The sequence below is a fragment of the Variovorax sp. J2L1-78 genome, from assembly GCF_030317205.1.
GTDB lineage: Bacteria > Pseudomonadota > Gammaproteobacteria > Burkholderiales > Burkholderiaceae_C > Variovorax > Variovorax arabinosiphilus.
Window position 1 is genome coordinate 320,190 of sequence record NZ_JASZYB010000004.1, and the last position, 19,958, is coordinate 340,147.

A 19,958-nucleotide genomic window follows, 5' to 3' on the forward strand; every position below is an offset into this window, starting at 1 on the left:
GAGCCTCTGATGCAGGCCCTCTGGATGGTGCTGGGCGCCCTGTTGTTCGCGACCATGGGCCTGTGCGTGAAGTACGCCTCGGCCTGGTTCACCAGCGCCGAGCTGGTGTTCTACCGCGGTGTCATCGGCATCGTCTTTCTCTGGCTGCTGGCGCGCAGCCGCGGCGTGTCGCTCGGCACGCGATACCCCGCCATGCACGCCTGGCGCAGCCTGATCGGCGTGGTGTCGCTCGGCGCGTGGTTCTACGCCATCGCGCACCTGCCGCTGGCGACCGCGGTCACCCTCAACTACATGAGCAGCGTGTGGATCGCCGCCTTCCTGGTCGGCGGTGCGCTGCTCGCGTGGGTGCCGGTGCCCGGGCGCGACGGCAAGATCGCCAAGCCCCCCCTGCAGGGCACGCTCATCCTGACCGTGCTCGCGGGCTTCGCGGGCGTGGTGCTGATGCTCAAGCCCAGCGTCGGCGGCAGCCAGGGTTTCGCCGGCCTGATGGGATTGCTGTCGGGGCTGACGGCGGCCTTCGCCTACATGCAGGTGGTGGCCCTCTCGCGTGCCGGCGAGCCCGAAGCGCGCACCGTCTTCTACTTCGCCGTGGGTTCCGCCGTGGCGGGCGGGCTGGTGGCCGCGGTCGAAGGCTTCACGCCCTTCTCCGAGTGGACTTTTGCGCACGCCATCTGGCTGCTGCCGGTCGGCCTGCTGGCTGCGGGCGGCCAGCTGTGCATGACCCGCGCCTACGCCACCGCCAAGTCGGAGAGCGGCACGCTGCTGGTCGCCAACCTGCAGTATTCGGGCATCGTGTTCGCCGCCTTCTACGGCGTGGTGCTCTTCGGCGACCGCATCGACCTGCTGGGCTGGACCGGCATGGCCCTCATCATCGGCAGCGGCATCGCCGCCACCTTCCTGCGGCAGCGCTCCCTGCCCAAGGCGCCCGCCGAAGAGCACTGACGTTTTTTCCTTCAAGGACACCCGCATGTACAGCACCCTGATCTCTTCCGAGCAACTTCAGGCGCTGCGCGCCGCCGGCACGCCGTCAATGGTGTTCGACTGCAGCTTCGACCTGATGAAGCCCGAGGCCGGCGTGGCGCAGTACCGCGACCTGCACATCGCCGGCGCGGTGTATGCCAACCTCGACACCGACCTGAGTGCCGCGCACGGCCGTCCCGGCAAGGACGGCACGGTGGTGGTCGCGCACGAAGACGGCGAACCCGCCTCCGGGGGTCGTCATCCGCTGCCCAGCCGCGAGAAGTTCGCCGCGTGGCTGTCGAGCATCGGCTTTCGCAACGACATGCAGGCGGTGGTGTACGACCGCAACGGCGCCAACTACTGCGGCCGCCTCTGGTGGATGCTCAAGTGGATGGGCCACGATGCCGTGGCCGTGCTCGACGGCGGCCTGCAGGCCTGGCAGGCGGCAGGCGGTACGGTCGCGAGCGGCGACGAGCCCGCGCACTTCCAGTCGAACTTCGTGCCGTCTGCGCCGCGGGCCGCGTTGCGCGTGACACGCGAGGTCGCTGCGCATCTGGGTCAGCCTGACCAGACGCTGATCGACGCGCGCGCCGGCGCACGTTATCGCGGCGAGGTGGAACCTCTGGACCCGATCGCCGGTCACATCCCCGGGGCGCTGAACCGCCCCTTCGCCGAGAACATCGGTCCGGACGGCAAGTTCAAGCCCGCCGCGCAGCTGCGCGCCGAATTCGAAACGCTGCTGGCCGGGCGCGATCCCTCGACGGTCGTCCACCAGTGCGGCAGCGGCGTGAGCGCCGTGCCGAACCTGCTCGCCATGGAAATCGCGGGCCTCGGGCCGACCGCGCTCTATGCCGGCAGCTGGAGCGAATGGAGCAACACGCCGGGGCTGCCGACCCGGCAAGGCGCAGAACCATGATTTGCGGACGCTTCTTCCGTCTTCTCGCTTCCGCCGCGCTCGTCGCGGCCCCCTTCGCGCTGCAGGCGCAATCGCAGCCCGCCCACGTGCACGGCCAGATCAAGCTCGACGTCGTGGTCGACGGCCCGACGGTCGTCGTCACGATGGAATCCCCGCTCGACAACTTCGTCGGCTTCGAGCGCGCCCCGCGCAACGACGACGAGAAGAAGATGGTCGACGAGGCCGTGGCCAAGCTGCGCGCAGCCGACACGCTCTTCACCATCGACCCGGCCGGCAACTGCAAGCTGGGCCCGGTCGACCTGCGCGCACCGGTGCTGGGCCTGGGCGCGACGCCCGCGGGCGCACCCGCGGCCGGCCATGCCGATCTGGATGCGACCTTCGCCTTCAACTGCGCCAGCGCCGCTGCAACGAAGTTCATCGACGTGGGCCTGTTCACCGCCTTCAAGGGCCCGCGCCAGATCGAGGTGCAGATCGCTGCGCCGCAAGGCCAGTTCAAGCGCACGCTCAAGCGGCCCAACGCGCGCATCGCGTGGAGCAAGTGACGCGGCGGTGAACACCGTTCTCGCGATCGAAGCCCTGCGCTTCGGCTGGCCGGGCGCCGCACCCTGCATCGACATCGAACGCCTGCACGTCGCTGCCGGCGAGACGCTCTTCCTGCACGGCCCGAGCGGCTGCGGCAAGAGCACGCTGCTGTCGCTCATGGCCGGCGTGCTGGTGGCCGATGCCGGCCGCGTGGCGCTGCTGGGGCACGATTGGGCCGCGCTCTCGGGCGCCGCACGCGACCGCTGCCGCGTGGCGCACGTGGGCTACATCTTCCAGCAGTTCAACCTGCTGCCCTACCTCAGCGTGCTCGACAACGTGCTGCTGCCCTGTCGCTTCTCGCCGCGACGCCGGGCGCAGGCAGCGCAGGACGGCTCGGCGCGCGCGCAGGCCGAGGCGCTGCTCGTTGGCATGGGACTCGACCCTGCACTCTGGCGCCGCCCGGCGATGAAGCTGTCGGTCGGCCAGCAGCAGCGCGTGGCCGCGGCACGCGCGCTCATCGGCCGGCCCGAGCTGGTGATCGCCGACGAGCCGACCTCGGCGCTCGACGAGGCGCACCGCGACGCCTTCCTCGACGTGCTGCTGGCCGCCTGCGCCGCGCACCGCAGCGCGCTGGTCTTCGTGAGCCACGACCGCCGTCTGGCCACCCGCTTCGGGCGCGAGCTGAGCCTGCCGGACATCAACCGCGCGCAGGGCGACCCGGCATGACCGCCCTCTTCTCCATCGCCTGGCGCAGCGCCTGGAACCGCCGTTTCACGCTGGTGCTGACGGTGCTGTCGATCGCGCTGTCGACGCTGCTGCTGCTGGGCGTCGAGCGCATCCGCACGCAGCTGCGCGAGAGCTTCTCGTCGGCCGTCTCGGGCACCGACCTGATCGTCGGCGCGCGCACCGGCTCGACGCAGCTGCTGCTGTATTCGGTGTTCCGCATCGGCTCGGCGACCAACAACATCGCGTGGCAGAGCGTGCAGGCGCTGTCGGCGCACGAGAGCGTCGACTGGGTGGTGCCGCTGTCGCTGGGCGATTCGCACCGCGGCTTCGCGGTGCTCGCGACCACGCCGGCCTATTTCAAGCACTTCCACTATGGCGACCATCAGGCGCTGGTGTTGCGCGAAGGCCGGCCCTTCGACGCGCTGTTCGACGCCGTCCTCGGTGCCGACGTGGCCGAGCGCCTGGGCTACCGCGTGGGCCAGCGCATCACGCTGGCGCACGGCACCGGCGAACTCGTGGCCGAGCATGCCGACAAGCCCTTCACGGTGGTCGGCATCCTCGCGCGCACCGGTACACCGGTCGACCGCACGGTGCACATCGGCCTGCAGGCGATGGAGGCGATCCACCTCGACTGGCGCGGCGGCGCGCCGATGCCGGGCCTGCGCGTGCCGGTGGCCAAGCTGGGCGAGATGGACCTCACGCCGAAGAACGTGACGGCCGCGCTGGTCGGCCTGAAGAACCGCGCGGCGGTGTTCGGCGTGCAGCGCTGGGTGTCGACCTACGGCGGCGAGCCGCTGATGGCGGTGCTGCCCGGCGTCGCGCTCGACGAGTTGTGGGACGTGATCGGCGTCGGCGAGAACGCGCTGCTGCTGATGTCGGCCCTGGTCGCGCTGGTGAGCCTGTCTGGCCTGGTGGCGGTGGTGCTCGCCGGGCTCGACCAGCGCCGCCGCGAGCTCGCCGTGCTGCGCGCCGCCGGCGCCATGCTGCGCCATGTGCTGGCACTGCTCGCCCTCGAGGGCGCGCTCGTCACGCTGGCCGGCGTGGTGCTCGGTGCCAGCGCCACGGCCGTGGGCATCGCGCTGCTGTCGCCCTGGCTGCAGGCACACTTCGGGCTGGCGCTCTCGGCCCCCACTGCGAACGAAGGCCTGCTGGTGGCTGCGCTGCTGCTGGCCGGCTGGGCCGCCAGCCTGCTGCCCGCCCTGCGCGCCTACCGCCTCTCGCTGGCCGATGGGCTCTCGCCGCGCCTGTGAGGCGTTGCACCATCCTGCAAGGAACGACCATGAACCAACTTCGCCGTCGCCACGTCCTGCTCGCCGCCATCGGCAGCGCCATGCTCGGAAACGCGATCGCTGTCGAGCCAGGCGCCGCACGCGAGATCAGCTGGGACGACTTGGTGCCCAAGGACTGGGACCCGATGAAGGAGATCGGCGCCACCGACCCCGGCCAACTGAAGGACGGCGACCCGCGCGCTGCCGCGCTGATGAAGAAGATGCAGGCCGCCTTCGACAACGCGCCGGCCAACCCCGCCATGGACGGGGCGCAGGTGAAGATCCCCGGCTACATCGTGCCGCTGGAGCAGAAGAAGGCCGGCGAGATCACCGAGTTCCTCCTGGTGCCCTACTTCGGCGCCTGCATCCACACGCCGCCGCCGCCGGCCAACCAGATCCTGCACGTGCACCCGGCGAAGGCCGCGAAGTTCCGTTCGATGGATGCGGTGTGGGTGGTCGGCACGCTCAAAACGGCGCGCAGCAACTCGGGCATGGGCGTGGCCGGCTACCGCATGGAGGCGCAGAGCGTGACGGCGTACACGGCGCCGGCGTCGGCGAAGTAGCGGCGCAGCTCACGGCCGCACGCGCTCGGGCCGCACGCCGATGCCCACCGCGTACGCCGGCAGGGCCTGCAGCCACGGCAGCCGCTGCATCCACCGCAGCGGCCACGGCACGCCGAACGGTGCCGCATCGGCGCCATCGCGCTGCAGCACCGGCGCCAGCAAGCGGTTCTGAATGGCCACCTGCACCGCCTGCGTGACCCGCGCCGGAAACAGCCGGCGCTGCTGCACGCGGGCGAGCAACGGCGTGAGGGCGTCGGCATCGACCGAGCGGTTTGCCAAGGCATCGCGCAGCAGGTTGGCCGTCGCCACGGCGTCTTGCACGGCGAGGTTGATGCCCACGCCGCCGATCGGCGACATCGCGTGCGCCGCGTCGCCGATGCACAGCAGGCCCGGCTTCCACCACCGGTCGAGCCGGTCGACCGCCACGCTCAGCAGCTTCACGTCGTCCCAGCCGGTGATGTGGTTCACACGCCCGGCCAGCGAAGGCGCCGCGCGTGCCACCACGGCGCGGAAGGCCTCGATGCCGCGCGACTGGATGGCGGTGATGCCGCCCTTGGGAATCACGTAGGCACACTGCCAGTAACTGCCGCGGTCGATGGTCGCCATGAAGTAGCCGGCGCCAATATAGCCACCGGTCTGGTTCTCGTCACCGGGCGATTTGGGCAGGCGCATCCACAGCACGTCGATCGGCGCGCCGATCTCGCGGACCGGCAGCCCGGCCGCCGCGCGCAAGGTAGAGCGTCGGCCATCGGCGGCGATCACCAGGTCTGCGGCCAGCAGGTGTTCGGCGCTCTGTGCATCGCGAAAGCGCACGCCGTCGACGCGACCCCGCACGTCTTCGGTCAGGCCCACGGCTTCGGCATCGAGCCACAGCCGGAAGTTGGCGTGGCGTTCGGCCTCGTCTCGCAGGAAATCCAGGAACTCCCATTGCGGCATCAGCGCGATGAAGCCATGCGCCGCCGAGAGCCGCGAGAAGTCGGCCACCGTCACGGGTTGGCCCGAGATGGTGGCCCGCAAGGTGCGGACTTCGTCATGCGGCCGGGCCAGAAAGGACGCCCGCAGGCCGAGGTCGGCCATCACGTCGAGCGTCGACGGATGCACCGTGTCGCCGCGGAAATCGCGCAGGAAGTCGCCGTGTTTCTCCAGCACCACCACATCGACGCCGGCGCGCGCCAGCAACAGGCCGAGCATCATGCCGGCAGGACCGCCCCCGGCGATGCAGCAACGGCAACGAGCGGGCACGGTCATGGCGCGGCGTGCCCGACCTCCGGCCTGCGCCGGCCCATCGTCACGACAACGGCGGACTCAATCCGGCGCCTGGAACACGCGGTCGTGCTCTTCGTCGGCGGGCACATTGTCGGCGTCGAGTTCGCTCGCGTCGGTGAGGTCGATGCCGGTCTCTTCGGCCAGCACGTCCGGGCCTTCGCTCCCGGCGTCATCGGACTCGGCCGAATCGAAGCCGTCAGCGCTCTCCTCGTCGTCGACGTCTTCCGCGTCGACGATCGGCGGCTGGGCATGGAGACGCGGAGGTTGGGCTGCATTCATGGTCGGATCCCGTGCAAGAAGTCGGTGGACACGATGCTGCGCCTCAATGGCCGACGACGCAACAGCCAAGAGGCCGCCACGATGTCGGAAGGGGCCTTCGCCGCGGACTTGCGCCGGAGCCCCGATCAGTGCTTGTGGTCGTGCGCTTCCTCGTTGTGCGCCGCGTCATGCGCGCCATGGTCGTGCTCGCCATGCGCGAGCCGGCTCACGCCCGAGACCAGCGCAATGCCGGCGACCAGCCAGGCGATCTGCGCGAAGGTCTGCCGCGCCGGCAGCTGCTTCTGCAGCTGCGGAATCAGGTCGGCCAGCGCCACGTAGACGAAGCTGCTGCTCGCCAGCACCAGGAAGTACGGCAGCCAGCCGTGCAGCTGGTCGACCAGCCACCAGCCCACCAGCCCACCCAGCGCGGTCATGGTGCCGGCCAGCGACACCTTGACCAGCGCCACCTTCGAGGTCGCCGAGGTCTGGCGCAGCACCACCAGGTCGCCGATGTGGTGCGGCACCTCGTGCGCCAGCACCGCCAGCGCAGCCACCAGCCCGAGGCGGAGGTCGGCGATGAAGGCCGAAGCGATCAGGATGCCGTCGCCGAAGCAGTGCACGCTGTCGCCGGTGAGCACCGCCCAGCCACCGGTGCGCGGGGCGTGGGCATGGCCGTGCGCGTGACCATGGTCGTGCGCATGGCCATGGCTGTGTGGATCGGCATGCTCGTGCCCGTGGTGCCACAGCTCGGCCTTGTCGAGCAGGAAGAAGAAGACGACGCCGAACAGCAGCGTGCCGAACAGCCAGGCCGGCTCGATGCCGCTCTCGAAGGCTTCGGGCAGCAGGTGCATGAAGGCCGTGGCCAACAGCGCGCCGGCCGCCAGGCTCAGCAGGTGCTGCGCATTGACGCCACCGGTGCTGCGCACGCCCACGCGCATCAAGAGGGCCGCGACCCACACGCTTCCGATGCCGGCGACCAGCGTGGCCGCAAGGATGATCAACAGGTTCATAGATGCTTCTTCGAATGCCCCAACGAAAACCGCCCCGAAGGGCGGCTGTTCGTCGTGCACGAGGCGGGTGCCACTTCGCCCGAAGGCTAGGCGACGCCATGCGTCTTGAACCAGGCCTGGGCCCGGCGCCAACCGTCGTCGGCCGCCTCTTTGAGGTAGCTCGGCCGGTAGTCGGCATGGAACGCATGACCCGCGTCGGGGTACACGACAAATTGCGATGCCTTGGCTGCGTCCGATCCGCTGGCCAGGGCGGATTTCATCTTATCAACCGTGTCAAGAGGGATGCCCTGGTCCTTGCCGCCATAGAGGCCGAGCACCGGCGCCTTCAGCTGCGTGGCGACATCGACCGGGTGCTTGGGCGTCAGTTCGCTGGGCTGGCCGACCAGCCGGCCGTACCAGGCGACGCCGGCCTTGACCTTGCCGGTGGCGGCATAGAGCCACACGACGCGGCCACCCCAGCAGAAGCCGGTGATGCCGGCCTTGGAGACGTCCCCGCCGTTGGCCGCCGCGTACTGCAGCGCGCCGTCGAGGTCGGCCATGACCTGCGCGTCGGGCACCTTCGACACCACCTCGCTCATCAGCTTCGGGATCTCGGTGTACTTGCTGGCATCGCCCTGGCGGGCGTATAGGTCGGGCGCGATGGCCAGGTAGCCCAGCTTGGCGAAGCGGCGGCAGACGTCGGCGATGTACTCGTGCACGCCGAAGATTTCCTGGACGACCAGCACCACCGGCAGGCCGGTCTTGCCCGAGGGTGCCGCCGCATAGGCCGGCACCTGGAAGCCGTTGACGGTGTACTTGATCGGACCGGCCTGCAGGCCGTCGGTTGACGTCGAGATCGCGGTCTGCGCGGCGATCGGCAGCGCCGCCGCGGCATAGCCGGCGCCCAGGGCCGCCTTCAGCGCGGTGCGGCGCGTGGCACCCTGCGAGGTGCTCTCGCCGGGGCGCAGCGAATCGAAGTCGGCGTGCAGGTCGGGGCGGGAATCGTCGAAAGAAGGCATGGACACTCCTGTGAAATCGGCCAGGGGGTTGCAAAAAAGATGCGCGCCCGAACGGGCGCACGCCGCAATCTAGGCGATTGCGGTGAAACCCGATGTGCCGTGAGGAGATGACCCCGCGTAGGCGCGGTTCGCCAGTGCGCGGGCCAGCACCTGCGCCGGGTCGACCAGCTTCAGGCCTTTCGCCGCGGCGCTGCCCTGCAGGCCCAGCGGCACTTCGGTGCAGCCCATGACGATGGCGACATCGCCATGGCGCCGCGACAGCGCCAGCGCGACCTCGGAAAAACAGGCCTCGGCCAGGCCCAGGTCGCCGGCCTTCACGCCGTCGTAGATGCCGCGCATCACCAGCGCGCGTTCGGCAGGCAGCGGCAGGTGGCATTCGAGTCCGGCATCGGCCAGCGCCTGTTCGTAGAGGCGCACGCGGTAGGTGCCTTCGGTGGCCATCAGCGCCACCCGCGTCTCGCCTTGCGCCGCCAGGTGCGCCGCGACCTCGCGCGCCACGTGCAGCACCTCGATCTGCGGAAAGCGCTGCTGCAGCGTGGCGTGCCACGCATGCGCCGTGTTGCAGGCGATGGCGACGGCGCGGCTGCCCAGCGCGGCCAACCGGCCCAGCGCCTGCAGCATCGGCTCGAGCGGCTGGTGCGCGCCCTCCCCCGAACGCTCGAGCGCGCCGGTGCGATCGGGCACCGGCACCTGCGCGAGCCAGTGCTCGGGAAAGGCCTGGTCGCGCACCGGTTCGCCCGCGGCGCGCATGTGCTGCGCGCACGCGTCGACGAAGAGCCGCACGAAGTCGGCGCCCGCCGCCGGGCCCATGCCACCCAGAATGCCCACCACCTGCGTCATGTGTGCTCTCAGGTCGCCGGCTTGTCCGACGGGGTCTTGATGTTGTCCTTGAGCTCCTGGCTCATCGGCAGGCCGATTGGCAGGCCCTTCGGCGGGATCGGGCCGAGGAACCACTTGTTGTAGAGCTTCTCGAACTCGCCCGACTTCATCATGCCGGTGATCACACCGTCGACCAGCGCCTTGAACTGCGGGTCGTCCTTGGGCAGCATGCAGGCATAGGGCTCGACCTGCAGCGCGTCGCCCACCACTTCGAGGTCGGCCGGGGCCTTCGAATTGGAACGCAGGCCGTACAGCAGGATGTCGTCCATCGCGAAAGCCGCGGCGCGGTCGCTCTCGACCAGCAGCAGCGCATCGGCATGGTCCTTGGCCGAGAGGATGTCGATGTCGAGCTTCTTCTCCTCGTTGTACTTGCGCACGACCAGCATGTTGGTCGTGCCGGTGGTGATGGCCACCTGCTTGCCCTTGAGGTCGGCGTAGTTCTTGATGCCCGAGGCCTTCTTCACCAAGAGGCGCGTGCCGGTGTAGAAGTGGTTGATGGCAAAGGCCACGTCCTTGGCGCGCGCGGTGTTGTTGGTGGTCGAACCGCATTCCACATCGATGGTGCCGTTCGACAGCAGCGGGATGCGGTTCTGCGAGGTGACGGCCATCCACGCCACCTCGAGGTTCGGCTTGTTCAGCTTCTTCTTCACCTCCGCCACGATGGCGTTCGACAGCTCGACCGAGAAGCCGATCGGCTTGCTGGGACCCTCGAGGTAGCTGAAGGGCACGGACGATTCGCGGTACGCCATCGTGATCTTGTTCGACGCGGCGACCTTGGCCAGCGTGTCGGCGGCCTGGGCGCCGGTGGCGGTCAGCAGCACGGCGGCCATCAGTACGGAGAGTTTCATGCGAGCCCTTTCGGCGAGAGAAGTGACAGGGGAATGACGGAACGAGCAGTGTAAAAACTTGTTCGCCAAACGCCACCATTCCTTTTGTGCCGAGGGTCATGTTCAAAAGTTATGCTTGGCCCGACCCATGCCCTGCGGCTATGGGCCACTGCGGTTTCGGCATTTCCCGGTGGATGGCGGGCGATCTAAAGTCGTTGCATCGCAGCATCGACAGAAAGCGTTTCATGCACGTGTGTGTGCTCGGGGCGGGCATCGTGGGCCTGGCGACAGCCTGGCACCTTCAACGGGAAGGCCACCAGGTGACGGTGGTCGACAAGGCCACGCCCGGCGCCGGCGCGAGCGGCGGCAACGGCGCCCAGCTGAGCTACTCGTACGTCCAGCCGCTGGCCGACCCGAGCATCTGGTCGCAGTTGCCCAAGCTGCTGCTGGCCGCCGACTCGCCGCTCAAGCTGCGCCCGCAGCTCGACCCCCTGCAGTGGCGCTGGGGCATCGAATTTCTCGCGGCCTGCAATCCGCACACCTCGCGCGAGAGCACGGCCGCACTGCTCGCGCTCGCGGCGTCGAGCCGGCTCGGGTTCGAAGCGATGCGCGCCGACATCGCGCCCGACTGCGACTTCTCGGCCACCGGCAAGCTGGTGCTCTACCAGAACGCCGAGGGCGTCGAGGCCGCGCACCGGCAGGTCGACCTGCAGCGCACGATGGGCAGCGTCCAGCAGGTGGTGAGCGCCGACGAATGCATCGCCCTCGAACCGGCACTGGCCGGCTACCGCGAACGCATCGCCGGCGCGGTGCACACGCCCAGCGAATGCGCGGCGGATTGCCTCAAGGTCTGCCGCGAGCTGGAGCGGGCGCTGCGCACGCGCGGCGTGCGCTTCGTGCTCGGCACCGAGGTGCGCGGCTTCGACGAACGTCAGGGCCGCGTGGCGGCGCTGCGTACCGACGGCGAGCCGGTGGAAGCCGACGCCTTCGTCGTCGCGCTGGGCACCGCGTCGCACGCCATCGGGCGCAAGCTGGGAACCTCGGTGCCGGTCTACCCGCTCAAGGGCTACAGCATCACGCTCGACGTCGACGAGGCGCCGGGCGCCGCGCCGCGCGTGAGCGTGACCGACAGCGCGCGCAAGGTGGTGTTCGCGCGCATTGGCGCACGCCTGCGCGTCGCCGGCATGGCCGAGCTGGTCGGCCATGACGCGGGCATTCCGCCGGGCCGCATCGAGACGCTGGTCGACGCCACGCGCGCGGTCTTCCCGCAGCTCGAGCGCTACGACGAACTGCACCCCTGGACCGGCATGCGCCCGGCCACGCCCACCGGGCTGCCGATCATCGGCCACCGGCCCGGCACCGCGCGCAACGTGCTCTTCAACACCGGCCACGGCGCCCTCGGCTTCACCCTGGCCTTCGGGTCGGCCGCACGCGTCGGCGATGCGGTCAACGCGCTCGCGGCCTGAGAAGCTGAGCCCTCAGCGCGGCGACTTCGAGGCCGGCGTGAAGTCGGCCGAGCGCGCGACCACGTCCCTGATCTCCTGCATGAGCGCCCGCGCACCGGGCGACGGATAGGCACCCAGCCGCTGCGTCAGCCCGATGCGACGGTGCGTGCGGTCCAGCGGGAAGTCCAGCACCACCAGGCTGCCGTCGCGGATCTCGTAGCGCAGCTGGTGGGCCGAGATCGCGGTGAGCATGTCGCTCTCGAGCAGCAAGCCGCGCAGCACCGCGAGGTCGCCAGTTTCCACCGCAGGGACCGGCGGCACCTCGTTCGCTTCGGAGAAGAAGCGCTCGAGCATCTCGCGCGACGGCGATCCCTGGCGCGACAACGCCCAGGTCGCCTCGCGCAGACGGTCGAAGTCGATGGCCTGCGCGTGCGCCAGCGGATGCCCGGCGCGGGCGATGACGGAGATGCGATCCTCGAAGAGCGCCTGCTGCTCCAGATTGACGGCTTCGTCCTCGCCACGCAGCGCGCCCAGGATGAAATCGATGTCGCCGCTGCGCAGGGAGGCGGCCAGCGCGTCGTACGGGCTCTCGACCGTGGCGACATGCAACTGGGGGTGCCGCGCGAGCAGCGACGCAATGGCCATCGGCAGGATCTGCGTGCGGCCCAGCGGCAGCGCACCGACATGCACGCTGCCCTGCAAGGTGCCTTCGCTGGCCGCGATGTCCGGCACGATGTGCCGCAGCTCGGACAGCACGCGCTTGAAGTAGAAGGCCACGATGCCGCCCGCCACCGTGGGGACCAGCCCACTCGCCTTACGTTCGAAGAGCGCCACGCCCAGGCCGTGCTCCAGGTCCTTCAATGCCACGCTGATGGCCGGTTGCGTGATGCCGAAGTCGCGTGCCACCGACGGCATGTTCCGCTTTTCCGACAGGCTCGCGATGACGGCCAGGCGACGCCCGTTCAGGATGGCGGTGAACAGCGAATGCGGATCCACCGTGCTGTCGACGCCGCCGCGCGCCACCAGGTGCGTGCGCGCTTCTTCGAACTCGCGCTCGATGCGCCGCGCCCGCACCAGCACCAGTTCGCCGTAGGCGTTGAGCGCGACGCCGCGCGAGCTGCGGTCGAACAACGGCCGGCCCAGGGCCCCCTCCAGCTGCAGCACCGAACGGGTGACGGCGGAGGGCACGCGGAATAGGCCGTCGGCGGCGCGTGCAATGCTGCCGGCGGCCGCGACGGCCGAGAAGGCATGCAGGTGGCGCAGGTTGATACCCAGCGCCGCGCTGTCCCAGCGGTCGATAACTTTGTGTCGCACAACAGGTTCTTTCACAAGGCGCACTCTCCTCCCGAAGGAACCTCCACCGGCTCCCGGGTAAACCCTAGTCAATAAACAGAACTGATGTCATGACCAAGTGAAGTCACGCCGCGCAGACGGCTCGGCGCACACACTGGGACGGTCATTCCACGGACTGCCCATGATCATCGACTGCCACGGCCACTTCACCACCGCGCCCAAGGCCCTGGAAGCCTGGCGCCAGCAGCAGATCGCCGCCCTCGGCGACCCTTCGTCGATGCCGCGCGCATCGTCGCTGAAGATCAGCGACGACGCGCTGCGCGAAGCCATCGAGAGCAACCAGCTGCGCCTCATGAAGGAGCGCGGCACCGACCTCACCATCTTCAGCCCGCGCGCCAGCTTCATGGCCCACCACATCGGCGACTTCGAGGTGTCGTCGACCTGGGCCGCCCTCTGCAACGAGCTGTGCTTCCGCGTGAGCGAGCTGTTCCCCGAGCACTTCATCGGCGCGGCGATGCTGCCGCAGTCGCCAGGCGTCGACCCGCGCACCTGCATTCCGGAACTGGAGCGCTGCGTGAGGGACTACGGCTTCGTCGGCATCAACCTCAACCCCGACCCGTCGGGCGGCCACTGGACCTCGCCGCCCCTGTCGGACCGCCACTGGTACCCGCTCTACGAGAAGATGGTGGAGCACGACATCCCGGCCATGGTGCATGTCAGCACCAGCTGCAACGCCTGCTTCCACACCACCGGCGCGCACTACTTGAACGCGGACACCACCGCCTTCATGCAGTGCCTCACCTCGGACCTGTTCACGGATTTCCCGACGCTGCGCTTGGTCATTCCGCACGGCGGCGGCGCAGTGCCCTACCACTGGGGGCGCTTCCGCGGGCTGGCGCAGGAGATGAAGAAACCGCTGCTGAAGGACCACCTGCTCAACAACATCTTCTTCGACACCTGCGTGTACCACCAGCCCGGCATCGACCTGCTGACGCGCGTGATCCCGGTCGACAACGTGCTGTTCGCCAGCGAGATGATCGGCGCCGTGCGCGGCGTCGACCCCGAGACCGGCTTCAACTACGACGACACGCGCCGCTACATCGACGCCGCGCCGATGCTCGACGACGCCCAGCGCCGCCAGATCTTCGAGGGCAACGCGCGCCGCGTGTACCCGCGCCTGGACCGCGCGCTCACCCAACGAGGACGCTGACCATGACCCACCCCCTGCAGGAACTCGGCGTCGTGCATCGGCGCATCCAGCGCGCCGATGCCGCCGCCGTCGAGAAGCTGTCGCGCTTCGGCGTCTCCACCGTGCACGAGGCGCTCGGCCGCCTCGGGCTGATGGCGCCGCGCATCCGTCCCATCTACCCCGACGCGCGCTTGTGCGGCCCCGCCATCACCGTGCTGCTGCAGCCGGGCGACAACTGGATGCTGCATGTGGCGGCCGAGCAGATCCAGCCGGGTGACGTGGTGGTCGCAGCCTGCACCGCCGACAGCACCGACGGCTTCTTCGGCGACCTGCTGGCGACCTCGTTCATGGCGCGCGGCTGCAAGGGCCTGGTCATCGACGGCGGCGTGCGCGACGTGCGCGACCTCACGCAGATGGGCTTTCCCGTCTTCAGCCGTGCCATCCATTCGAAGGGCTGCATCAAGTCGACGCTCGGCTCGGTGAACGTGCCGGTGGTATGTGCCGGCGCATTGGTCCAGCCGGGCGACGTCGTGGTGGCCGACATCGACGGCGTGGTCGTCGTGCCGGCCGCGCTCGCGTCGCGCGTGGCGGACGCCGCCGAAGCGCGCGAGGCCAACGAAACCGGCAAGCGTGCGCGCTTCGCCGCCGGCGAGCTCGGCCTCGACATGTACGCGATGCGCGAGCCGCTGGCCAAGGCCGGCCTGCGCTACGTCGACTGACAACGCACCGTCACCGCCTCCTTTCGTTTTCACTTCCCTGGACACCGACCGCATGAACACCGTCTCTCGCCGCCTTCTCCTCTCGCTCGCCAGCGCGATGGCCCTGGGCCCCTTCGCCTCGGCCGGCGCCGCCGACGCCTACCCGTCCAAGCCGCTGAAGATCGTCGTGGGCTACAGCGCCGGCGGTGCGGTCGATGCGATCGCCCGTTCGGTGGGGCAGCGCCTGTCGACGCTGCTCGGCCAGCCGGTCGTCGTCGAGAACAAGCCGGGCGCCGGCACCAACATCGCGGTCAAATCGGTGATCGCCAGCCCGGCCGACGGCTACACGCTGCTGATGGCAGCGAACGCGCTGGCGGTGAACCCCTCGCTGTTCCAGCCGGCGCCGTACGACATCGACCGCGAGCTCACGCCGATCGCCTCGGTTGGTCGGGTCCCGGTGGTCTTCGCGGTGCGCGCCGAGTCGGCCCTCAAGACGCTGCCCGACCTGGTGGCTGCGGCCAAGGCCAAGCCGAGCGGTGTGACGGTCGCCACGCCCGGCAATGGCGCAACGCCGCACCTGGCGATGGAGCTGTTCCAGCACACGGCCGGCCTGTCGCTCAAGCACGTGCCGTACAAGGGCGGTGCCCAGGCCATCACCGACGTGCTCGGCGGGCATGTCGACGTGGTCGCGGTCAATGCGCTGGAAGTGCTGCCGCTCGCCAAGTCGGGCAAGCTGCGGGTGCTGGCGGTGATGAGCGCCGACCGCTCCGCGGTGCTGCCGGGCGTGCCGACGGTCGCGGAGTCGGGCTACCCCGGCTTCGAGGCCAGCGTCTGGTACGGCATCGTCGGCCCGGCCGGCCTGCCCAAGCCGGTGATCGCGCAGTTGCACGACGCCGTGCAGAAGGCCATCGAATCGCCCGAGGTGCGCGACCAGCTGGCGGCGGCCGGCGGCGTGCCGCTGCCCGGCCCGACGGCGCAGTTCGAGAAGCTTATCAAGACCGACGTGGCGCGCTACGGCAAGCTGATCCGCGACGCCAACATCAAGCCCGACTGAACGCACCACGACTCGCGTACGGCCACATCGTTTCCTTCTGGGGACCCACCATGTGCACGGTGATTCACGGCATCTCGTCGATGGCGACGCGCGGGCTGCTGGCCGAGCTGGCGTCGCTGTACGCGACGCGCAGCGGGATGGCTGTGTCCTTCGAATCGGCCGGCGGTGTCGATGCGGCGCGGCGCGTGCACGACGGGGAAGCCTTCGACCTGGTGGTGCTCGCGTCGGAGGCCATCGACCGGCTCGCGGCCACCGGCGTCGTCGATGGTTCAAGCAAGGTCGACATCGCCAGTTCCTGTGTCGGGGTGGCCGTGCGCGCGGGTGCGCCGCGGCCGGACATCGCCAGCGAAGACGCGCTGCGCCGGGCGGTGGGCCAGGCCAGCCGCATCGCCTTCTCGACCGGCCCCAGCGGCGTGGCGTTGAAGGCGCTGTTCGCGCGATGGGGCATCGCCGACGAGATCGCCCCTCGGCTGGTGCAGGCGCCGCCCGGCATGCCCGTCGGCGCGCTGCTGGCGCGCGGCGACGCCGAGCTGGGCTTCCAGCAGATGAGCGAGCTGCTCGGCGTCGACGGCATCGTGCTGCTCGGGCCGCTGCCGGCGCCGGTGCAGATCACGACCCTGTTCTCCGCTGCGCCTGTGCACGGTTCGACTTGCCGCATCGGGGTGAACGACTTTCTCCGCTTCATGGCGTCGACCGCAGGCGACGAGACGCGGCAGCGACACGGCCTGCGGGCGCCCCCCGGTTCATCCGCCCGCTGACGGGCGAAGCGGTCGACTCAGTGCGCGTGGCCGGCCGGCGCGGCCGTGCCCTCCGGCGCACCGACAGGCACCTGCACGTCGCGCGTGCTCGCCACGCCCTTCGCGTCCTCGAAACGCAGCGTCATCGGCACGGTCGCGCCCTTGGCCAGGGGCTGCTTCAGGTCCATCATCATCACGTGGTAGCCGCTGGGCTTGAGCTCGACCGTCTGGCGCGCCGGGAGCGGCAGGCCGCCCTTCACCTCGCGCATGCGCATGGTGTCGCCTTCCATCTTCATCTCGTGGACCTCGGCGATGCCCGCGGCCGGCGTCGACACGCCCACCAGCCGCGCGCCCGAGGGCGCGCTGAGCTTCATGAAGGCACCGGTGCCGCTCTGCCCCGGCACCGTGGGGCGCACCCAGGCATCGCGCACGTCGACCGCGGCGACGCCGGGCGCGAGCACGTCGAGCCGCGCCGCGGGGAAGGCCGGCTTGTCGGCACCGGCGCCGGGCAGCTGCGCCCAATCGGCGCTGCCCTTGTCGCAGGTCTGCAGTACCTTGAAGTACAGCGGGCCGGGCTGGTCGGTGAGCTTGCCGCGCACGATGAACTCGGCGCGCTCGGCGCCCGGCAGCGCGGTCGCGGGCGACTCGGCCTTCCACGCCACTTCGCGCGGGTTGCTGGCCAGCGTCCAGCCCTTGCGCGCCTGCGCCTCGCTCAGGCGGAAGCCCTCCGGCAGCTGCACCGTGATGCCGGTGGTGGCCTGTGCGTCCTTGCAGGCATGGCCGACGCGGAAGGCCGCCTCGTAGTCGCTGCCGGCCGTGGCACCGCCGGGCGGCAGGGTGACGTGGGCGACGGCGGCGGTGCTGGCGAACAGCGCGACGAGCGCGAGGCGCGAGAGGTGGGGCGTACGGTGCGTCATGGGGGTTCCTTGGAGGTGATCGGGGTTCAAAGGTCGAAGCGCAGTTCGGCCGTGTAGGTGCGCTGCGGGTAGGGGTGGAAGTTCCAGTACTGCGCGTTGTTGGCGTTGTCGATGCCGAAGGCGGCCGACCACTGCTTGTCGATCTGGTAGCGCACGCGCAGGTCGACGGTGAAGTACTTGCTGGCGCCGAAGTAGGCGTCGCCGTTCACGTCGCTGTTGTCGAGGTTGGCGTATTGCCGCCCGCTGTAGCGCGCCGCCACGGTGAAGGCCCATTGCGCATCGGGCTTGTAGGTGGCGTAGACGGTGGAGCGCCAGCGCGGCACGCGCGGCTGCCACTTGCCGACGCTCGCCGGGAAGGCGGTGTTGGCCACGGTCTTGGAGTCGGCGTAGGTCAGGCTGCCGCCCAGGTCGAGGCCACGCAGCCCCAGGTCCTGCACGACGTTCTGGCCGGTGTAGGCCAATTCAATGCCGTTGGTGCGCACCTTGTCGACGTTCTGCACGCGCGACACGGTGGCGTTCGGGATGAGCTGGCTGAAGAGCGCGTCCTTCGTCGTCTCGTGGAACAGCGTGGCGCGGGCCAAGCCGTTGCCCAGGTCCTGCTCCAGCGAGAGTTCGCCGGTCCACGACTTCTCCGGCTTCAGGGTCGGATCGTTGATGAAGGACAGCGCACCGCCCGAGGTCGCGCCGTACAGCTCGCCGACCGTCGGGTAGCGCACCGATCGGCCGACCGAGCCCTTGAGCACCGTGGCGCTGGCGAGCTGGTACGCCAGCGCGGCCTTCGGCGAAACATCGGACTCGCTGCGGTCGGCATAGCGCAGCGAGCTGGTCGCCGTCGAGGTGGTGCCGTCGCTGGCGCGCCAGTCCTCGTAGCGCAAGCCGAGCACCGCCTTCCATTTCGGCGCGAAGGACCACGCATCCTGCAGCCACAGGTTGGCGGTCTCGGTGCGGCCGCCGACATCGCTCACCAGCGTCGAGGGTGCGCCGTCGAGCCAGGTGCCGGCGACGTTGGTCTTGCGGATGGCCAGCTTGTACGCGTCACGGCCGATGCCGAAGTCGACGATGTGCGCGCCACCCACGCCCTGCGGGCGCCAGGTGCCCTTGGCGGCGAGCGTGTTCCAGCCGGTGCCGTCCTGGTCCTGCAGCGTGCCGGCGCCGCCGGTCGCGGCCTGCGGCAGCGCGGTGGTGGCTGCGCGTTGCTGGTCCTTGGCGTAGTCGTAGAGGCTCGCGGCCACCTCCCAGTCCCACTCGCCCTGCGTGCGGCTCTTGACCGACAGGCCGTGCATGACATGCGTCTGCGCGTCGTTGGTCAGCGGAAAGGCCGTGGACGCGAGGTTGTAGCTGCGCCCGTCGATGTTGACCGGGCCGCTGTAGACCGGTGCGCCGGCCGCGTTCTTCAGGTAGCTCTCCGAGCGCCCTTCCGAGGTGTTCTGCCACACGCCGAGCGTGTAGGTCGCACGCACGGTCGGCGTGAGGTCGTAGGCCAGCTTGAGCTTCGCGTGGTCCTGCACCGTGTGGTACTGCGTGCCGGTGCCGAGGATGTACCAGGGCGTGTTGGTGGTGTTCAGGCCGCGCACCGCGCCCGTCACCGGCACGCCGGCCGAGCCGGGCGTGCCCGAGGCGACGGTGGCCGTCGCGAAGGTCAGCGGCTGGCCGCGGCTGTCGGTGCGGTTCAGGTCGATCCACCACGACCAGTCGCCGCTCTTGCTGCCCAGCGACGCGCTGGTCTGCCAGCTGTTGAACGTGCGGTTCGTGCTGTACAGGTCGTTGGGCTGCGACGAATAACCCGCCTTCACATGGGCTTCCAGCTGCGTCGGCGTGCGCGTGACGAAGTCGACCACCGCGCCGGCCGAGTTGCCCGGGTAGGCCGCGGAGAACGGCCCGTACATCACGTCGACCCGCTCGATCTCCTCGGGCGTGACCAGGCCCCAGCGCGGCGCGAAGTTGCTGCCGTTGGCGATGCCGTTGCCCAGGTAGTTCGACAGCAGGATGCCGTCGGCATACACCGCCGAGCGCGCGCTGTTGCCCGTGCCCGAGGCGCGCGTCGACAGGATCGCGTGGTTGTAGTCGCCGATGTAGCGCTTGCGCACCAGCAGGCTGGGCAGGTACTTCAGCGCGTCCTCGCTGTCGGTGGCGTTGATGCGCGTCTCGATCTCCTCGCGCGTCACGCCTTCGATGGTGGTCGGGATCTGTGTCGGCAGCGACGTGGGTTGTCCACCCGTGACGGTAACCACGCCGAGCGAGCGGCTGCGCGCGGGCGCGGCGTCGGCGTCGGTCGCCGGTTCTGTGGATGCGGACGGCTGCGCCAGGGCCAGCCAGGGGAATGCGGCGCCGAGCGCCAGCGCAAGAACACGTTTCTTCAAGAAGACTCTCCTCGGCACGCGCGGTGCCGCCTCGATGCGAAAGATGCGCGGCAACGCCCGTCGTGCGGGGCT

General features: G+C 69.9%; 20 protein-coding genes. 11 read left to right on the top strand and 9 right to left on the bottom strand.

Features of this window, described 5'->3' with window-relative positions; translation table 11 throughout:
• Nucleotides 1–9 precede the first annotated feature (9 nt).
• From QTH86_RS24215 to QTH86_RS24240, 6 genes are read left to right on the top strand one after another with little or no spacing between them, the layout of a single operon-like run.
• Entirely contained in the window at nucleotides 10–942 is a 933-nt protein-coding gene (locus QTH86_RS24215; RefSeq protein WP_286648724.1) for a DMT family transporter, read from the top strand.
• Between the two features lie 25 nt (nucleotides 943–967).
• The gene (locus QTH86_RS24220) at nucleotides 968–1,876 is read left to right on the top strand and encodes a sulfurtransferase (RefSeq protein ID WP_286648725.1); all 909 of its coding nucleotides are present in this window, start codon (nucleotides 968–970) and stop codon (nucleotides 1,874–1,876) included.
• Nucleotides 1,873–2,418, top strand: coding sequence for a ZrgA family zinc uptake protein (locus QTH86_RS24225; protein ID WP_286648726.1), 546 nt, complete (start codon nucleotides 1,873–1,875; stop codon nucleotides 2,416–2,418). Before QTH86_RS24220 ends, QTH86_RS24225 begins: the two co-directional genes overlap by 4 nt.
• A 7-nt stretch (nucleotides 2,419–2,425) precedes the next feature.
• Nucleotides 2,426–3,124 (top strand): ABC transporter ATP-binding protein, encoded by a 699-nt coding sequence (locus QTH86_RS24230; protein ID WP_286648727.1) that lies wholly within the window; start codon nucleotides 2,426–2,428, stop codon nucleotides 3,122–3,124.
• A complete protein-coding gene (locus QTH86_RS24235; protein WP_286648728.1) occupies nucleotides 3,121–4,374 on the top strand; it encodes an ABC transporter permease in 1,254 nt (417 codons plus the stop codon). Before QTH86_RS24230 ends, QTH86_RS24235 begins: the two co-directional genes overlap by 4 nt.
• Nucleotides 4,375–4,403: 29 nt before the next feature.
• Entirely contained in the window at nucleotides 4,404–4,955 is a 552-nt protein-coding gene (locus QTH86_RS24240) for a DUF3299 domain-containing protein (protein WP_286648729.1), read from the top strand.
• A gap of 9 nt (nucleotides 4,956–4,964) precedes the next feature.
• Here the strand turns inward: QTH86_RS24240 and QTH86_RS24245 are convergent, their stop codons facing one another.
• The 6 genes from QTH86_RS24245 to QTH86_RS24270 form a co-directional block, all read right to left on the bottom strand.
• Nucleotides 4,965–6,203: an FAD-dependent oxidoreductase gene (locus QTH86_RS24245; RefSeq protein WP_286648730.1), complete on the bottom strand. Its 1,239-nt coding sequence runs from the start codon at nucleotides 6,201–6,203 to the stop codon at nucleotides 4,965–4,967.
• Nucleotides 6,204–6,260: 57 nt separating this feature from the next.
• Entirely contained in the window at nucleotides 6,261–6,500 is a 240-nt protein-coding gene (locus tag QTH86_RS24250; protein WP_286648731.1) for a hypothetical protein, read from the bottom strand.
• 125 nt (nucleotides 6,501–6,625) lie between these two features.
• Entirely contained in the window at nucleotides 6,626–7,489 is an 864-nt protein-coding gene (locus QTH86_RS24255; protein ID WP_286648732.1) for a ZIP family metal transporter, read from the bottom strand.
• A gap of 86 nt (nucleotides 7,490–7,575) precedes the next feature.
• Nucleotides 7,576–8,487, bottom strand: coding sequence for a dienelactone hydrolase family protein (locus QTH86_RS24260; RefSeq protein ID WP_286648733.1), 912 nt, complete (start codon nucleotides 8,485–8,487; stop codon nucleotides 7,576–7,578).
• A 69-nt stretch (nucleotides 8,488–8,556) separates the two neighbouring features.
• Nucleotides 8,557–9,327 carry an aspartate/glutamate racemase family protein gene (locus tag QTH86_RS24265; protein ID WP_286648734.1) on the bottom strand — a complete coding sequence of 257 codons (771 nt, stop codon included), beginning with the start codon at nucleotides 9,325–9,327 and terminating at the stop codon, nucleotides 8,557–8,559.
• Nucleotides 9,328–9,335: 8 nt separating this feature from the next.
• The gene (locus tag QTH86_RS24270; RefSeq protein WP_286648735.1) at nucleotides 9,336–10,214 is read right to left on the bottom strand and encodes a transporter substrate-binding domain-containing protein; all 879 of its coding nucleotides are present in this window, start codon (nucleotides 10,212–10,214) and stop codon (nucleotides 9,336–9,338) included.
• Nucleotides 10,215–10,438: 224 nt separating this feature from the next.
• Between QTH86_RS24270 and QTH86_RS24275 the strand changes: the two genes are divergently transcribed.
• The gene (locus tag QTH86_RS24275; protein WP_286648736.1) at nucleotides 10,439–11,659 is read left to right on the top strand and encodes a D-amino acid dehydrogenase; all 1,221 of its coding nucleotides are present in this window, start codon (nucleotides 10,439–10,441) and stop codon (nucleotides 11,657–11,659) included.
• A 12-nt stretch (nucleotides 11,660–11,671) separates the two neighbouring features.
• Here the strand turns inward: QTH86_RS24275 and QTH86_RS24280 are convergent, their stop codons facing one another.
• A complete protein-coding gene (locus tag QTH86_RS24280) occupies nucleotides 11,672–12,952 on the bottom strand; it encodes a LysR substrate-binding domain-containing protein (protein ID WP_286648737.1) in 1,281 nt (426 codons plus the stop codon).
• 160 nt (nucleotides 12,953–13,112) lie between these two features.
• Here QTH86_RS24280 and QTH86_RS24285 point away from each other — a divergent pair, with 160 nt between their 5' ends.
• From QTH86_RS24285 to QTH86_RS24300, 4 genes are read left to right on the top strand one after another with little or no spacing between them, the layout of a single operon-like run.
• Nucleotides 13,113–14,141, top strand: coding sequence for an amidohydrolase family protein (locus tag QTH86_RS24285; RefSeq protein ID WP_286648738.1), 1,029 nt, complete (start codon nucleotides 13,113–13,115; stop codon nucleotides 14,139–14,141).
• Between the two features lie 2 nt (nucleotides 14,142–14,143).
• Nucleotides 14,144–14,839 carry a 4-carboxy-4-hydroxy-2-oxoadipate aldolase/oxaloacetate decarboxylase gene (gene ligK / locus QTH86_RS24290; RefSeq protein WP_286648739.1) on the top strand — a complete coding sequence of 232 codons (696 nt, stop codon included), beginning with the start codon at nucleotides 14,144–14,146 and terminating at the stop codon, nucleotides 14,837–14,839.
• A gap of 52 nt (nucleotides 14,840–14,891) precedes the next feature.
• Nucleotides 14,892–15,872 (top strand): Bug family tripartite tricarboxylate transporter substrate binding protein, encoded by a 981-nt coding sequence (locus QTH86_RS24295; RefSeq protein WP_286648740.1) that lies wholly within the window; start codon nucleotides 14,892–14,894, stop codon nucleotides 15,870–15,872.
• Nucleotides 15,873–15,922: 50 nt separating this feature from the next.
• Entirely contained in the window at nucleotides 15,923–16,630 is a 708-nt protein-coding gene (locus QTH86_RS24300) for a substrate-binding domain-containing protein (RefSeq protein ID WP_286648741.1), read from the top strand.
• Between the two features lie 17 nt (nucleotides 16,631–16,647).
• Here the strand turns inward: QTH86_RS24300 and QTH86_RS24305 are convergent, their stop codons facing one another.
• Together QTH86_RS24305 and QTH86_RS24310 are read right to left on the bottom strand one after the other, a co-directional pair.
• Nucleotides 16,648–17,526 carry a copper chaperone PCu(A)C domain-containing protein gene (locus QTH86_RS24305; RefSeq protein WP_286648742.1) on the bottom strand — a complete coding sequence of 293 codons (879 nt, stop codon included), beginning with the start codon at nucleotides 17,524–17,526 and terminating at the stop codon, nucleotides 16,648–16,650.
• Nucleotides 17,527–17,552: 26 nt separating this feature from the next.
• Complete coding sequence (locus tag QTH86_RS24310) at nucleotides 17,553–19,886, bottom strand: TonB-dependent receptor (RefSeq protein WP_444814065.1); 2,334 nt, start codon at nucleotides 19,884–19,886, stop codon at nucleotides 17,553–17,555.
• Nucleotides 19,887–19,958 lie beyond the last annotated feature (72 nt).

Coding starts and splice junctions, on each gene's coding strand:
- QTH86_RS24225 (WP_286648726.1), top strand. CDS start 1,873: ATGATTTGCGGACGCTTCTTCCGTCTTCTCGCTTCCGCCGCGCTCGTC.
- QTH86_RS24305 (WP_286648742.1), bottom strand. CDS start 17,526: ATGACGCACCGTACGCCCCACCTCTCGCGCCTCGCGCTCGTCGCGCTG.
- QTH86_RS24295 (WP_286648740.1), top strand. CDS start 14,892: ATGAACACCGTCTCTCGCCGCCTTCTCCTCTCGCTCGCCAGCGCGATG.
- QTH86_RS24300 (WP_286648741.1), top strand. CDS start 15,923: ATGTGCACGGTGATTCACGGCATCTCGTCGATGGCGACGCGCGGGCTG.
- QTH86_RS24215 (WP_286648724.1), top strand. CDS start 10: ATGCAGGCCCTCTGGATGGTGCTGGGCGCCCTGTTGTTCGCGACCATG.
- QTH86_RS24220 (WP_286648725.1), top strand. CDS start 968: ATGTACAGCACCCTGATCTCTTCCGAGCAACTTCAGGCGCTGCGCGCC.
- QTH86_RS24245 (WP_286648730.1), bottom strand. CDS start 6,203: ATGACCGTGCCCGCTCGTTGCCGTTGCTGCATCGCCGGGGGCGGTCCT.
- QTH86_RS24275 (WP_286648736.1), top strand. CDS start 10,439: ATGCACGTGTGTGTGCTCGGGGCGGGCATCGTGGGCCTGGCGACAGCC.
- QTH86_RS24255 (WP_286648732.1), bottom strand. CDS start 7,489: ATGAACCTGTTGATCATCCTTGCGGCCACGCTGGTCGCCGGCATCGGA.
- QTH86_RS24250 (WP_286648731.1), bottom strand. CDS start 6,500: ATGAATGCAGCCCAACCTCCGCGTCTCCATGCCCAGCCGCCGATCGTC.
- QTH86_RS24235 (WP_286648728.1), top strand. CDS start 3,121: ATGACCGCCCTCTTCTCCATCGCCTGGCGCAGCGCCTGGAACCGCCGT.
- QTH86_RS24240 (WP_286648729.1), top strand. CDS start 4,404: ATGAACCAACTTCGCCGTCGCCACGTCCTGCTCGCCGCCATCGGCAGC.
- QTH86_RS24265 (WP_286648734.1), bottom strand. CDS start 9,327: ATGACGCAGGTGGTGGGCATTCTGGGTGGCATGGGCCCGGCGGCGGGC.
- ligK (WP_286648739.1), top strand. CDS start 14,144: ATGACCCACCCCCTGCAGGAACTCGGCGTCGTGCATCGGCGCATCCAG.
- QTH86_RS24270 (WP_286648735.1), bottom strand. CDS start 10,214: ATGAAACTCTCCGTACTGATGGCCGCCGTGCTGCTGACCGCCACCGGC.
- QTH86_RS24260 (WP_286648733.1), bottom strand. CDS start 8,487: ATGCCTTCTTTCGACGATTCCCGCCCCGACCTGCACGCCGACTTCGAT.
- QTH86_RS24285 (WP_286648738.1), top strand. CDS start 13,113: ATGATCATCGACTGCCACGGCCACTTCACCACCGCGCCCAAGGCCCTG.